The organism is Listeria welshimeri serovar 6b str. SLCC5334 (genome assembly GCF_000060285.1).
In the GTDB taxonomy this organism is placed as follows: Bacteria; Bacillota; Bacilli; order Lactobacillales; family Listeriaceae; genus Listeria; species Listeria welshimeri.
This window is the reverse complement of record NC_008555.1, coordinates 288,214-302,765: the sequence shown is the minus strand read 5'-3', so window position 1 is coordinate 302,765 and position 14,552 is coordinate 288,214. Positions and strand designations below refer to the sequence as shown.

General features: G+C 37.1%; 12 protein-coding genes. 5 read left to right on the top strand and 7 right to left on the bottom strand.

Features of this window, described 5'->3' with window-relative positions:
- Positions 1–5: 5 nt before the first annotated feature.
- Positions 6–941 carry a sugar phosphate isomerase/epimerase family protein gene (locus LWE_RS01455; protein WP_011701133.1) on the bottom strand — a complete coding sequence of 312 codons (936 nt, stop codon included), beginning with the start codon at positions 939–941 and terminating at the stop codon, positions 6–8.
- A 265-nt stretch (positions 942–1,206) separates the two neighbouring features.
- On the opposite strand from LWE_RS01455, the gene LWE_RS01450 reads away from it, so the two are divergent.
- The 5 genes from LWE_RS01450 to LWE_RS01430 all read left to right on the top strand — a co-directional run bounded on the left by LWE_RS01450 (position 1,207) and on the right by LWE_RS01430 (position 6,528).
- Positions 1,207–1,548, top strand: coding sequence for a PTS lactose/cellobiose transporter subunit IIA (locus tag LWE_RS01450; protein ID WP_011701132.1), 342 nt, complete (start codon positions 1,207–1,209; stop codon positions 1,546–1,548).
- Positions 1,541–2,932, top strand: a complete 1,392-nt coding sequence (locus LWE_RS01445; RefSeq protein WP_011701131.1) for a glycoside hydrolase family 1 protein — start codon at positions 1,541–1,543, stop codon at positions 2,930–2,932. Before LWE_RS01450 ends, LWE_RS01445 begins: the two co-directional genes overlap by 8 nt.
- A gap of 16 nt (positions 2,933–2,948) precedes the next feature.
- Positions 2,949–3,239, top strand: coding sequence for a PTS sugar transporter subunit IIB (locus tag LWE_RS01440; protein WP_003722919.1), 291 nt, complete (start codon positions 2,949–2,951; stop codon positions 3,237–3,239).
- 4 nt (positions 3,240–3,243) lie between these two features.
- Positions 3,244–4,557: a PTS sugar transporter subunit IIC gene (locus LWE_RS01435; protein WP_003722918.1), complete on the top strand. Its 1,314-nt coding sequence runs from the start codon at positions 3,244–3,246 to the stop codon at positions 4,555–4,557.
- Positions 4,558–4,656: 99 nt separating this feature from the next.
- The gene (locus LWE_RS01430) at positions 4,657–6,528 is read left to right on the top strand and encodes a BglG family transcription antiterminator (protein WP_011701130.1); all 1,872 of its coding nucleotides are present in this window, start codon (positions 4,657–4,659) and stop codon (positions 6,526–6,528) included.
- Positions 6,529–6,532: 4 nt separating this feature from the next.
- Here the strand turns inward: LWE_RS01430 and LWE_RS01425 are convergent, their stop codons facing one another.
- The 6 genes from LWE_RS01425 to htrA all read right to left on the bottom strand — a co-directional run bounded on the left by LWE_RS01425 (position 6,533) and on the right by htrA (position 14,468).
- On the bottom strand, positions 6,533–7,183 hold the full coding sequence (locus LWE_RS01425; protein ID WP_011701129.1) for a DUF998 domain-containing protein: 651 nt from the start codon (positions 7,181–7,183) through the stop codon (positions 6,533–6,535).
- Positions 7,184–7,210: 27 nt separating this feature from the next.
- The gene (gene rlmH, locus LWE_RS01420; protein ID WP_011701128.1) at positions 7,211–7,690 is read right to left on the bottom strand and encodes a 23S rRNA (pseudouridine(1915)-N(3))-methyltransferase RlmH; all 480 of its coding nucleotides are present in this window, start codon (positions 7,688–7,690) and stop codon (positions 7,211–7,213) included.
- 121 nt (positions 7,691–7,811) lie between these two features.
- Positions 7,812–9,686: a beta-glucoside-specific PTS transporter subunit IIABC gene (locus LWE_RS01415; protein ID WP_011701127.1), complete on the bottom strand. Its 1,875-nt coding sequence runs from the start codon at positions 9,684–9,686 to the stop codon at positions 7,812–7,814.
- Between the two features lie 122 nt (positions 9,687–9,808).
- Entirely contained in the window at positions 9,809–10,654 is an 846-nt protein-coding gene (locus LWE_RS01410) for a PRD domain-containing protein (RefSeq protein WP_011701126.1), read from the bottom strand.
- 46 nt (positions 10,655–10,700) lie between these two features.
- Positions 10,701–12,119: a glycoside hydrolase family 1 protein gene (locus LWE_RS01405; RefSeq protein ID WP_011701125.1), complete on the bottom strand. Its 1,419-nt coding sequence runs from the start codon at positions 12,117–12,119 to the stop codon at positions 10,701–10,703.
- Between the two features lie 846 nt (positions 12,120–12,965).
- Entirely contained in the window at positions 12,966–14,468 is a 1,503-nt protein-coding gene (gene htrA, locus LWE_RS01400; protein WP_011701124.1) for a serine protease HtrA, read from the bottom strand.
- Positions 14,469–14,552 lie beyond the last annotated feature (84 nt).

Here is a 14,552-nt window from a genome sequence, read left to right as displayed (position 1 = left end):
AGTTATTAGTTGGAGCTAGTTAAAAATTGAAGCATTAATTTATTAGCCTCAACAGCATCATTTTTATCAATAATTGTTTGAATATAAGCTAAACCAACGTTATCAATCATGGCATTTAATGCTGTAATCATTCGAATATTTTGTTCACATTCTTTAGCCGCGTGCTCAATGATTGGGAATGTATCAAAGTAAATAACGCCATCATAGTTATGTTTTTTTACATAGTATAGAAATTCTAATGTTTTAAAAGGAGTTGCTGAACCTATCATTAATCCATCATCATTCAAACCATATCCATCATTCAAATGCACACCGTATAGTTTCCCTTGGCTTCCAAAAATATCTGCTCCGAAAGCTGGATTCTCATGCTTCATTAACATATGACAATAATCTAACGTTACACCTACATTGTCTCGATTAATGTCATTTAACATCATGCCCGTCAGTCCCATACTATCAATAAAAGCATATGCTCTAGGCTGAAATGGTTTATATTCAATACTGATTTTTAAATCTGGTGCATAATCTGCAATTTCTGTGAAAGCATTTCTTAATTGTTCCCAAACTTTTTTGTAATTAATTTGAAAACTGTAGTCAAAACCATCAAATCCAAGCCAAATGGTTACTACTTTCCCGCCAGCCTCACGACAATAATCAGCAGCGTCTTTGCATAGTTTTAAAGCATTGGCAGAAATTTTCGGGTCAGAATTCCCTAATTCTCCATTAATAAATTCACTTCTAAATCTTAAAGCTACTCCGTTCAATTTCAAGTCATTTTCTTGGATTAACGCTTTCATTTCAGGTGCTTTAAATTTTTCAATATGCTCTGGATAGTTCAAGTCAATGTAGCCTAAACCTAACTTCTTAAATTCTCCAAAAACATTTTTTAAATCATTATCATAAACTGATAAAAACGAATTGATTCTTGTAGCTAACTTCATTTAATTCCCTCCATATTTTATAAGTTGAAATAAGCATATCACAGAAATCAATCGCTTACAATCATATTTTTTCATTTTATTTCAATTTATTTCATATATTTTCATTTAAATTCGCCAAAAAAGCCCTATATTTCTTGAATTAGCCAGTAAAAAAAATACAATACTCAAGCAAAAATTAATTTCCACTTCCAAAGTGGCAAATATTAATTTCACCTCCCTCACATTTCCAGATATAGTAAAGACAAATCACAAAGGAGGTCTTTAAGTGGCAGATAACAATGAACTAACGACAGAACTCGATTCCATGGCAATCATCTTACACGCCGGGAATGCAAAAAGTTGCGCTTTTGAGGCGCTGAAAGAAGTGAAAGAGCGAAATACAGAAGCATTCACGCGAAAAATTACTGAAGCAAAAGAAGAAATTAAATTGGCGCACCGAGCGCACGCGGAGCTTTTACGAAAATTATCTTCGGAAAACCGGATGAAAGAGGTGGATTTACTACTTGTTCATGCAGAAGGTCACTTATCTTCTACGGACATTGCTGTAGATATGATTCGGGAACTAGGAGAAATTTATCAATGGAAATGGAGTTTATCTAATGAATAATAACTTTTTATGGGGTGGAGCGACGGCCTCTTATCAATGTGAAGGTGCTTGGAATGTGGATGATAAGGCGGAATCCATGTGGGATTATTATTTGCATGAAGCAGGCCTTGAGAATGGTGATGTGGCAAGTGACCACTACCATCGCTACGAGGAAGACATTCGAATGATGAAAGAAGGCGGACAAAATTCTTATCGTTTTTCCTTATCTTGGCCGCGAATTATTAAAAATAGGCAAGGTGACATCAACTTAAAAGGGATTGAATTTTACCAAAACTTGCTAGATACGTGTAAAAAATATGATATTGAGCCTTTTGTGACACTTTATCATTGGGATTTACCGCAATATTGGGAAGAAACTGGTGGTTGGTTGGATCACGACGTTTGTGCCGCATTCGAGCATTATGCCAAAGTTTGTTACGACCATTTTGGCGATAAAATCACGAATTGGACTACTTTTAATGAGCCTAAGTGGTTTGTTGCTAACGGATATAAAATCGGCAACTATCCGCCCGGTTATCAAGATACGCAAAAAACGATGATCGCGGCTTATAATGTGATGTACGCGAGCGCTCTGGGCGTGAAAGCTTTTAAAGAAGGCGGCTATCCTGGGCAAATCGGTATCGTCCACAGCTACACGCCGGTTAATGGTGTCGACGAAAGTATCGAAACGAAAATTGCGATGCGCTACGCTGATAACTATTGCAACAACTGGATTCTTGACACAGCCGCACTTGGCAAATTCCCGGTCGACCTCATTGCTGAACTAGCAAAATCGCACGACATCAGCTTTATGAAAACAGCCGAACTACAAACAATTAAACAAAACACCGTCGACTTCATCGGTTTAAATTACTATTCGCGCACGCTCGTAAAACCTTACACAGGCGGCGAAACCCAGCTACAATTTAACCACAGCGGTAAAAAAGGCGAAAGTAAAGTTCTTATAAAAAACTGGTTCGAACAAGTGAAAGATCCTGCCAACGAAACAACCGAATGGGATACAGAAATTTATCCAAAAGGCTTACAAGATGGCTTAATCGAGGCTTACGAACGCTATCAATTACCACTTTATGTGACAGAAAATGGCATTGGTGTTCGCGAAGATGTTTCGGTTTCGCAAGTAGATGATGCCTACCGAATCGCTTTTATGAATGACCATATTAACGCTATTTTTAACGCCATCGATGCTGGTTGTGACGTTCGCGGCTACTACGCTTGGTCCCCGTTCGACCTATACTCTTGGAAAAATGGTGTCGAAAAGCGTTACGGACTTGTTGCAGTTGATTTCGAAAACAACCAAATCAGAAAACCAAAAGCATCTTACTACTGGTTCAAAGAAATGATTGAAAGTCAGGGAAAACTCATCAAACGGAGAGAATTTTAAAAAAAGGAGCAGGAAAATGAAAAATATCATGTTAGTTTGTAATGCTGGTATGTCTACAGGAATGCTAGCGAAAAAAATTGAAGCCGCTTCTGGCAACACATTAAACGTCACTGCTTATAGTGAATCTGAGTATACCGATTATTTGGACGGTGTTGACCTCGTTCTTATCGGCCCACAAATCCGTTTCCTTATGCCACAAATAAAACAGGCCGTCAGCGTCCCGGTCCATGCCATTTCACCAGTAAAATACGGTATCATGGACGGCAAAGGGGTTTACGAAGACATTCAGAAATTAATAGGAGGATAAAAACATGCGATTTAATACCATTAGCGAAAAAATGGATCAATATATTTCCCCGCTGGCTAACAAACTTAGCCAGCAACGCCATTTGAAAGCAACCAGAGATGCATTTATGTCCATGCTGCCAATTACATTATTTGGTTCCATTCCGATTATTTTGAAAGCGGCTCCAGTAACAGATGATACCAAAAATGGGTTCCTGCTTGGCTGGGCTAACTTCGCTGAAAAATATGATTTAATCCTAAACTGGATTAGCGGAATCACACTTGGCGCCATGTCGTTGTATATTTGCGTCGGTATCACGTATTATTTATGCAAACATTATCACGAAGATTTCTTACGCCCACTCATGTTTTCTATCGCTGGTTTCTTTATGCTCGTACTTAATCCAATCAAAATGGGTTGGGACGGCAAAGAAGTAGACATTAGTTTCCTTGATGGACGCGGAATATTACTTTCGATTTTCGTCGCCATCGTTACCGTAGAAGGTTATCACTGGATGCGCAAGAAAAACGTTGGCAGAATAACCATGCCCGATAGCGTCCCAGCCTCACTATCCGAAACATTCGCAGCTCTCGTTCCTGGTATTATTTTAATGACCTTTTTCTCGATTATCTTTATCATTTTCAACCTCCTAGACACAACTGCCATCCAATTCTTATATGAAAAAATGGCGCCGAGCTTCAAAGCGGCCGATAGCTTACCATTCACGATTCTAAGTATTTTCCTAGTTCACTTATTCTGGTTCTTCGGTGTGCACGATGCCGCACTTGCTGGAATTCTTGGCCCGATTCGTGATGGGAACCTTTCTATCAACGCCGCTGAAAAAATGGCTGGCCAAGATTTGACGAATATTTTCACGACACCATTCTGGACGTATTTCGTTATCATCGGTGGTTCTGGTTCCGTTCTCGCACTTGCCTTTTTAATGATGCGTTCCAAGTCCAAACAACTAAGTACCGTCGGGAAAGTCGGCTTCTTACCTTCCATATTCGGAATTTCTGAGCCGTTAATTTTCGGAACACCACTTATGCTGAATCCGATTTTCTTCTTCCCGTTCATTTTCACATCCGTATTCAATGGTGTCATCACGTATCTTTGTATGTATTTCGGGATTGTCGGAAAAACGTTCGCCGTCTTCTCTTGGCAAATGCCTGCACCAATTGGAGCATTTCTATCCACCATGGACTGGCGAGCCATCGTTCTCGTATTCATTCTGATTTTCTTAAACGGTCTGATGTACTACCCATTCTTGAAAGTTTATGAAAAAAATCTCGTTGCTTTAGAAAAAGAAGCCGAAGAAGAAAACATCGCTGCTAATTAATAGCCACTTAAATAGAGATTGGGACAAAAAAACTCGTCTCTTTCTCTATTTGGTGTTGTATAATAACAATAGGTTAAGGGAGAATTAGGGGGGGATATAATGACCATTTCAGAAAGGCAACGTTCCTTGTTAGAAAAGCTTAACGACAGCCAAAAGACAGTAACAGCAAAAGCACTTTCAGAAATGTTAGGCGTTTCTTCCAAAACAATTCGAAATGATATTATTCAAATTAACCAGTCATTTAATGCGACCATCATTGCATCAAAAGCTGGAAAAGGCTATTTTTTAATACCAAATGAGCAACTTTCACAAATTAATTTAACTAAAAACAACGAAAATCTGCATTTTGAGTTATTGCGCTATATTATCGAACACGAAAAAACGAATTTCTATGATTTAGCCGATCAATTTTTTATTAGTGAATCAACATTATCTCGCATTATTAAAGAACTTAACACCGTCATCGCTGAAAAAGATGAATCACTATGTATCATTCGGAAAAATAATGAACTATTAACCGAGGGAGGCGAAGAAGAAAAACGCCGGATTTTCAACCTGTTCCTCAACCAAGAAATCGAAAACCATCAATTAAGTCTAGATAAATACGCAGATTACTTCGATTACTGTAATTTAAAACAACTTTCGACACTTATTGTTACATACCATAAAAAGAATGCGTTTTTTATGAATGACTTCTCGACAATTTCGTTCATTCTTCATATAGCTGTTTTGCTTGAACGGATTAATATGGGCAGTTATATTCAAAGAACAGCTTTAACCGAGCAAGATAAAACTAGCCTCGAAATGGCGGGACAGCTATCTGAAATGTTAGAAGAAGAACTACAAATCAATATTCCAACACAAGAACTAAGCTATATCGCCCGGCTATATTCCGGTAAATTAGTGACAACTTCAACCATTGATTCAAAGGTTTTTGGTAGCGTTGTTGCTCGGCTCCTAGAAGAAGTTGACCAAAACTTCCATATTGACTTTTCTGCTGACGAAAAAATAGCGACCTATTTAGTGGCACACATATCAGCCCTTTACAAAAGAGCCAATCATAAACAATATTTAACCAATCCACTCACCGAAGAATTAAAAAATAAGTTTCCATTTATTTACAATGTTAGTGTTTACGCTTCAGCCTTTATCCAAAAAGAGCTCGCAATCACTTTTCCAGATGACGAAATTGCTTATATCGCGCTACACTTTTTATCTGCTTCGGAAACCATCAATCATGGAAAAAAAAGAAAGATTCTCTTAGTTTCCCCGTATGGCGCCGGTAGCCAACGTTTAGTTCATAATCAACTGAAAAAAATAGTCGATTTTTCAATTGATTTACTTGTTTCTCCATCTATTTTTGACTTAAAGCAATTCACTCTAGACAAAGAAATTCATCTAATTCTAACCACCGAGCCATTAAATTTAACAACAGATATTCCAGTCTATCACTATGATTTACTTCTAACAGAAAGCGATTTACAGAAAATTAAGCACATTTTAGAAACTAAGCCAAAAACCGAATCAATTTCCAGAAAGTTTTTCAAAAAAGAACTGTTCTTTCCAAAACAAAACTTCAAATCAAAAGAAGACACCATTACCTTTCTTTGCAATCAATTAACTGCATTCGATTACTGCGACTCCGATTACGTATCAAAAGTGTTTGAACGCGAGCAATTATCGAGCACATGTTATGGCAACTACTACGCAATTCCACATGCCATCCAGCGAAGCGCGAAAAAAAATGCTGTTGCCGTTTGCGCACTTGATAAGCCGATTGACTGGGGTGGCAACCGCGTCAAACTCGTCCTCCTACTCACAATGAAAGAAGAACGCGACAACTCGTTTGAAGAACTATTCGGCCAATTAGTAACGATTCTAAATGAACGCAGCTTCGTAAAAAAACTAGCCAAACAAGAAGATTTCCAGCAATTCATCGAACTCTGCGAACAAAAAACCCTAGATTCCTGAAAATCTAGGGTTTTCTATATCCTCTTCTAATCTGGTCAACTCCAAAAACAACCATGGGCAAGTAATTAAAAAAGAAACTAATCCGCTGACAAAAGCCAATTTTATCTAAAACTGGTAAGTAATTCACAGCAGGAATCCGCGCAAGTCCATAAATGCCCGCAGATAGCAAACTGACAATCAACAATACAAGATACAGATTACTTAGTGTTTTCTCAGCTTTTTTCCTGTATAAGATAACCAAAAATAATGGAAAAATTAAAAATCCCGCGTAACCAAGCCCCGAGCCAATATTGTGAACCCAAGTGGAAAATGTCCAACTCGACTGCTCCGTATCAATACTAAACAATCCTGTGAAAATACAATCACCAATTCCATACAAACCAATCGCAGAAACGAGCAAAATTGCCAAAGTTCGCGATTGCTTAATAGCGCTCTGATAAATCGCCGGTAACGAAAGCACAAACAGTACGCCCGACACCACCGACCAAACCAAAAATGCCCCTCGAACCGGACTAGCCACATCCCCAAACACACTCATAACCCGTGTCATTTGGTTTAATCCAGGATAAAATATTCCGAGTATATAAGGCGTTAGAAAGTCACTTAAAACCGCCAGTATTAAAAAGTAAAAACCATATTTTTTTAGAAATTTCATTTTGAATTCTCCTTTGATAAAAAAGTTCTATTTATGATAAGGCTCTCCCCGAACAATCCGAAATGCCCGGTAAACCTGCTCCACCAGCACCAATCTCATCAACTGATGTGGTAACGTTAACCGACCAAACGAAATCTGCTCATCACTCCGCTTCAACACCGACTCACTAAGCCCCAGCGATCCACCAATCACAAACGCCACCTTACTTTTACCATACGTCGCCAGCTTATCCAAATCCGCTGCAAACTCCTCACTCGACTTCATTTTCCCATCAATAGCTAGTGCAATCACATGGGTGTCATCTGGAATCTTTGCTAAAATCCGCACACCTTCTTTATCTTTCACTTGCTTCATTTCCGCATCACTTAACACTTCTGGTGCTTTTTCATCCGGAACTTCAACAATCGTCACTTTTGCATATGCAGTAAGTCGTTTTAAATACTCGGCAATTCCTTGAACTAAATATTTTTCTTTTAGTTTGCCCACCGTTATAATTTGGATATTCATATACGTCACCCTTATCTTTATTGATACATTTATCATACATCAAAGAACACATCCAACACTACCAAAATCTATAATTCTAAATAAAAAAACACTATCCTCGTTAAAGAATAGTGTTTTAAAATCATTTCATTTTATTAATAACTTGAATCAGCCAATCTTCTCGTCCGATTGTCTGGTTTTCATCGGTTGCAATAACATCCAAATAATTCTCTGTATTCGTTACAATAACCGGGGTGACTGTTTCATATCCAGCTTTCTTTATTTCTGCGATATCAAATGTCAATAATAGATCCCCAGTTTTAACTTGATCTCCTTGTTTCACTTGAGGGTGGAAATGAGCCCCATTTAAATTGACTGTATCAATTCCGACGTGGATAAGCAATTCTACCCCTTCGTCTGATCGCAAGCCAATCGCGTGACCCGTTTTAAAGAATGTAGCGATTTCACCAGTAAAAGGGGCATAAATTTCTCCCACAGTTGGATTTATAGCCATCCCTTTTCCCATAATTTCTTCTGCAAATGTCTTATCTGGTACATCTTTGAGAGCAACTGTTGTTCCCACTACAGGGCTTAAAATGGTTGTATGTTCTATTGATGAAGCTTTATTTTGCTTTTTCTTCGTTGTAGTGCCCACAGTTGGACCATCTTCAAATTTCATCAGGAATGTTAAAACAATCGTAATAGTGATTGTAATTATCAGCCCAATAATAAGATAAATAAATTTTGGTCCCATGAATACTGGCAAACTCATTATTCCTGGTAAAACAAATGCGTTACCTGTAACTCCAAGGCCTGTTACAAAAGCACCACCAACACCTGAACCAATTAAAGCTGCGATAAATGGTTTTTTCAGTTTTAAGTTAACACCGTACATCGCTGGTTCAGTAATTCCTAAAAATCCAGCAATTGTTGATGATCCCGCGATTGCTTTTAAATCTTTGTTTTTTGTTTTTAAAAATACTGCTAATGCCGCTGCTGCTTGTCCCATGTTTGCCATTAAGAATACTGGTAGTAAGTAGTCATGGCCTAATACAGCGATATTTTGAATCGCAATTGGCATTAAACCATAGTGCATTCCAACCATAACTAGTAACGGTCTTGTAGCTCCAAGAAGTCCACCAGCTATAATCCCACCATGTGCAAATAACCATGTCACTCCTTCTGCAATCCAAATACCTAAGTAAGAGCCTAGTGGTCCAATAACAATTAATTGAACTGGAATTATAATTAATAATACAACAGTCGGTGTAAATACAATACCTAAAGAATCTGGCATCCAGCTATCTACCCAACGATAAACATAACTTAAAATCCAAACTGCTAAAATAATCGGAATAACGGTTGAACTATAATTAATAAAAGGAACAGGAACTCCAAACAAGTCTAAGCCAGTTGGACCACCATTTGCAATAGCTTTTGCTCCTTCTACAATAATTGGGTACATCATTCCCCCAGCTACAGCCACTGCAATAAATTCATTCGTTTTGAAAATCCGAGCTGCTGAAACTGCTAAGAAAAACGGTAAAAAGTAAAATACACAATCTGATACAATTTGAAGCATCGTTACTACACTACTAGTTTGTTCAACCAAGCCAAGTGCAGTTACTAACCCTAAAAGACCTTTAAGCATCCCCGCACCAGCAATCGCAGGAATTATTGGCGAGAATATAGTAGAAATCACTTCAAAAAAACGACCTATGAGATTGCCTTTTTTCTTATCTTGCTCAATTTCCGAACTATCTCCTTGCTTAAAATCTCCAAGCTTTATTAATTCTTTGTATACTTTAGAAACTTTATTACCAATAACTACTTGAAATTGTCCACTTTGAATTTGAACATTTATAACGCCTGGTAATGCTTCAATTTTTTCTACATCCGCCAGATCTATCTTCTTCAAGTGAAATCTTAGTCTTGTGAAACAATGCATGACTTCTGTGACGTTCTCTTCCCCACCAACAAGAGCGAGTATCTCTTTTGCTAATTCTTGATTATTCATTGTTCTCCTCCAGTTCATTTGTAATAAAAAAGACCCAAATAAAAGATATAACTACTTAAAATTAAGTGTCGCTATCTTTTATTTAGGTCACGCCTGCCGAACAGTAACGATCCTACAATAAATTATTTTGTTTTTTCTCTAGTAGTAACCCTGTGGATGTGCAGTGTGAGGTATAGCACCTCATCATGATTAACAATCCAACCCATTGTTTCTTCGAGTAATTTCTTGACTTTTAAAGCACACTCAAAGGCTTTTGGATATTTACTTTTTACTACATCATAAAGAATGGCTTCCTCTACTATGTCTGATTCTTTTTTCATTTGCCTTAAAATGAAATAACGCAAATGTGTCATTAAGCGTGCATAATTTAATGAATCTTCATCTACTTGAATAAGATAATGATAATTAATAATATCTAAAATTTTTGCAACCAAAGTTGTCATTTCAAAAGCTTGGTTAACTTCTGCTGTACCAATCCTAGCATTAACAAAATGCATGGCGATTGGAACCACTTCTTCTTTAGGTAGTTCAATATTTTCTTTGTCTTTCATCCATTTGATTACTGATTCTGCAAAGGCAACTTCTTCTGGATACATATGACGAATTTCCCATTTTAAAGGATACTCGATTTGAATTCCTTCTTTTACACGTGTTATTGCAAAATTAATATGGTCGGCAAGTGGAATGAGTAAATTATCTGTAATATGTGGTCCGAGTACTTTTTTGCCGCTTTTCAACAAATGAGCACACATTTGAATAACCTCTAAAGGAACTTCCTCAAAAAAAGCATCCAATTTCCCTTCTGTTGCCTCATCATTCAATACAAATGTTTTTTCTACATTCGCTAAATCAACCGGGTCGCCTGGAAACTTTTGAAAACCAATACCTTTTCCCATCAAAATTTTTTCTTCTGTAGGATTTTCAATGACTAAAACAACATTATTATTAAAAACTTTTTTTATTATCATCTTTTATTCCTCTTCAATAGTTTAGTTTATATCTAGGAAAGTTAAGTTATGACAGGGTTTCTCCATTTGAAGTGATGACTTTTTGATACCAGTAAAAACTTTTCTTTTTAATTCTTCGCATATCTTTTAAATCAAAGTTTTCCCGGTTTATATATACAAATCCATATCGTTTATCGATGCCGTTTCGACCACTAACTATATCCATAAAGCTCCATGAACAGTAACCAAGTACAGTGACACCATCATTAATTGCGAGTTTCGTTTGTTTTATATGTTCTCTTAAATACGAAATTCGGTAATCATCATTTACAACATCTCCCGCCTCTAGTTTATCATATGCGCCCATTCCATTTTCCGTAATTATTAATGGTAAATGGTAACGTTCATGCAATTCCCTTAATGTTAAACGTAAGCCCAGTGGGTCGATTTCCCAGCCCCAATCCGTAGCAGTAAGTTCGTTATTTTTTATTACTTGGAAAACGCCTGCCTCAGCTTCTGGGAGTAGTGATTCTTTTTGATAACCAAGTGGAAATTCTTCTGATACCGGAAATGCTTTAACTGTTTCTGAAAAATAATAGTTCACACCAATCATTGTAGGTGGGTTTTCTTTCATCAACTGCATATCCCCGTCTTCTATTTTTGGAGCAAAGTCTCGGTCAAGCAAATATTGCCACAAAGGAGCGCGGTACTCCCCATTACAATGTAAATCAAGTAAATAATTATGCTTCACTAACATCGCATCTTGACTTGCTAATACATCATCCGGATTAGAACTAGCTGGATGAATCATTGAGAAGGAAACTGCTGGCCCAATTTTGCCTTTTAGTCCAAGCTTATGGAATGTTTTAATTGTTTCTGCAGTTGCTACACACATATGGTGGTTCGCTTGATATCCAAGTTTTAACTGCTCATACTTATTTTCTCCAGTAAGACCTAGACGACTTGGAATGCGCACGACATGATCTTGTTCGTTAATCGTCAACCAATATTTAACACGATCACCATATGTTTGGAATAAAAATTCTGCATATGCACGGTAATCTTCCACACTTTTGCGCGACATCCAGCCACCGTATTCTTCCACTAAACTTTGTGGATAATCAAAGTGATAAATAGTAACAAGAGGTTCAATTCCATATTTACAAAGTTCATCAATTAAATCATTGTAAAAATCAACGCCCTTTTGGTTGATATCGCCACGCCCACTAGGGAAAATTCGTGTCCATGCAATAGAAAATCGATACACTTTAAGACCTAATTCGGCCATTAATGCTACGTCTTCCTTCATTCGATGATAATGATCTACCGCAACTGTAAAATCCGTTATTTTTGGATTCTTTTTCATAACATCAATAACTGATAATCCTTTTCCATCTTCCTGCCAAGCACCTTCCACTTGAAAAGAAGACGTTGATGCTCCCCATAAAAAATCTGTAGGAAAAGCCTTGTTTTTTCTAAATTCCATATGTAACTGCCTCCTAGTATCTTTTTACACAAAAAATGACCCGAAATTAGACAAAAGCTCACGAAATTTCTTTCGATAAGTTTCTATCTTATTCCGGGTCATGCCTGATCGAATCAGTAACAATCCTTTAATTAATCATTATGATACAAGATAAAGCGCTTTCTGTCAATGATGTTTTTTCTAGGCGGATATAACTATCTTTTTCTTATTACTTTTACCCAGCTTTATTGCAAATAATAATTACTACTAAAAAATACTCCACAAGTTATCCCACTCTTATACACAAGTTATCCACAAAAACTATCCACATATCCACAGTGCCATTCCCTATTTTGTGTCCGAACATATATTCCATACAATATATATGATATAGAATTTTCACTATCCACAGGTTATCCACAGGCTAAACTGTCCTTTTAATATCTTGAAGTCATTCTTCAAAAAAACAGGTCATCCCTTCTCCTACAACTGTTCCCGCGTTCCAACTCACATGCGTAAAGCTATTTTCCTTGTCAGATATTCGAGTTGTCAAAACGGAAATTGTGGATAAATGGCTTTCTATCCACATTTTTCCTTTTTGTCCTATATTTTCGCAAAAAATATGTTTTTTCCAAAAATAAATCTGTGTTTATTGAGTAAATTATCAAAATTGTTCTTTTCCACAAGATATTCACTGCTTACACACAGGTTATCCACAGAAGTTATCCACATATCCACAAATCACTTCTATATTTAGTAGCAGAATTCCTGTTCTCTACCATATCTATATCCGAAAAAAATTAATATCCACAAGTTTTCCACAGAAAAAAAGTCACTCTCTTTTTATAAGAGAATGACTTTTCATTATCATGTAGTTATTTTTGCTGCTTCTAATTTAATATCTGTCGTTTTTTCTTTCCCATCACGATAGTATTTCACTTTGACTTTATCGCCAATTTTCACATCATTACCATATAAAATTTTGCGTAATGTCATAGAATTCGTTACTTTTTCACCATTTAGTTCAACAATCACATCATATTGTTTTAATCCTGCTTTAGCTGCAGCAGAACCTGATACTACTTGTTGTACCATTGCGCCGTAATCTACACTATCTGGTAATTTCAAGATATTTTTTTGTTGTGTTTCAGGAATTGTGTCAACGTCACGTAAGGAAACACCTAGAGATGGACGTTCAACTTCACCCTTAGTTTCTAGTTGTTCAATGATTGGTTCTACGGTATTACTTGGAATTGCAAAGCTAATACCCTCTACATTTTCCATTGAAATTTTCATTGAGTTAATACCAATTACTTGGCCTTCAATATTAATTAAAGCTCCACCACTATTACCTGGGTTGATTGCTGCGTCTGTTTGGATAACATCAGCTTCCCAGTCTTCTGTTCCGTCGCCATTTGTATCAACTGGGACTGCACGGTTTAAACCGGAAATAATACCTTGTGTTACAGAACCGGAAAATTCAGTTCCAAGTGGGCTACCAATTGCAATTGCTGGTTCACCAAGTTTTAATGCATCAGAATCGCCAAATGTAGCAACGGTGCTGACATTCTTATCATCAATTTCTAGAACAGCTAAATCGTTCCATTCGTCTGTTCCAAGTAATTTCGCTTCTGATTTTTTACCACTTGAAAAAGTGACTTCTAATTTATTTGCATCGGCAACAACGTGATTATTTGTTACTATATATGCTTTTCCATTAGCTTTTTTGTAAATAACACCGGATCCTGATGATGCTTCTTGTTCAGAACCAGTGGAGCCATCAAGTGAAGAAGATGATTGGTAATTTAGTACACTGACTACCGCATCTTGTACTTTATTTACTGCTTTAGTTACATCTGATGTTGTATTTACAGAAACTTTTTCTACTTTGCTAGCTTTATTATTTGTGTTAGTAGTTGTATCAGCGTTATCACCACTATCCCATGCTACAAAGAAAATGATTAGCCCGCCGATAATAACACCAATAAGTGCAGTTAAAAAGTAGCCAATAAAGTGTTTGCCTCGCTTCGGTGGTTCTCCGTTCCCGTTACCACTTCCGCCATTATTCACTCTATTTGGAGGAATTGCTCCGCCACCAGTTACACCCGTGCGTCTTGGTCCTGGAGCTGGTCTTGTTGCCTCTGGTTCTTTGTTACTTGCTTCTTCAAAAAATGCATTAGTAGAACTTGCCTCAGCAGCTTCCTCCGTTGCTCCGGCAAATTTCTCTCCTTCTGGAGTCACGCCTTCTACTATAGGAGATTCTTGGACAGGTTGCGAGCTCTCAGGGGTATGTAAAGTTTCCTCGACCTCTCTTTTTGGCGTGCTCTCATTCTCGCTGTTTTCATTTAAATCTTTTTCTTTCTCGTCCATGTCTTCCTTCCTCTCTGCAAAATTCGCATTTATATACTTCCATAGTAAACTTTAAATATGAAAAAACGATGAAAAAGCTTTAAA

Bases quoted from the DNA above. Each gene is read 5' to 3' on its own strand.
- LWE_RS01455 (WP_011701133.1), bottom strand. From the start codon at position 941: ATGAAGTTAGCTACAAGAATCAATTCGTTTTTATCAGTTTATGATAAT.
- LWE_RS01445 (WP_011701131.1), top strand. From the start codon at position 1,541: ATGAATAATAACTTTTTATGGGGTGGAGCGACGGCCTCTTATCAATGT.
- LWE_RS01440 (WP_003722919.1), top strand. From the start codon at position 2,949: ATGAAAAATATCATGTTAGTTTGTAATGCTGGTATGTCTACAGGAATG.
- LWE_RS01435 (WP_003722918.1), top strand. From the start codon at position 3,244: ATGCGATTTAATACCATTAGCGAAAAAATGGATCAATATATTTCCCCG.
- LWE_RS01430 (WP_011701130.1), top strand. From the start codon at position 4,657: ATGACCATTTCAGAAAGGCAACGTTCCTTGTTAGAAAAGCTTAACGAC.
- LWE_RS01425 (WP_011701129.1), bottom strand. From the start codon at position 7,183: ATGAAATTTCTAAAAAAATATGGTTTTTACTTTTTAATACTGGCGGTT.
- rlmH (WP_011701128.1), bottom strand. From the start codon at position 7,690: ATGAATATCCAAATTATAACGGTGGGCAAACTAAAAGAAAAATATTTA.
- LWE_RS01415 (WP_011701127.1), bottom strand. From the start codon at position 9,686: ATGAATAATCAAGAATTAGCAAAAGAGATACTCGCTCTTGTTGGTGGG.
- LWE_RS01410 (WP_011701126.1), bottom strand. From the start codon at position 10,654: ATGATAATAAAAAAAGTTTTTAATAATAATGTTGTTTTAGTCATTGAA.
- LWE_RS01405 (WP_011701125.1), bottom strand. From the start codon at position 12,119: ATGGAATTTAGAAAAAACAAGGCTTTTCCTACAGATTTTTTATGGGGA.
- htrA (WP_011701124.1), bottom strand. From the start codon at position 14,468: ATGGACGAGAAAGAAAAAGATTTAAATGAAAACAGCGAGAATGAGAGC.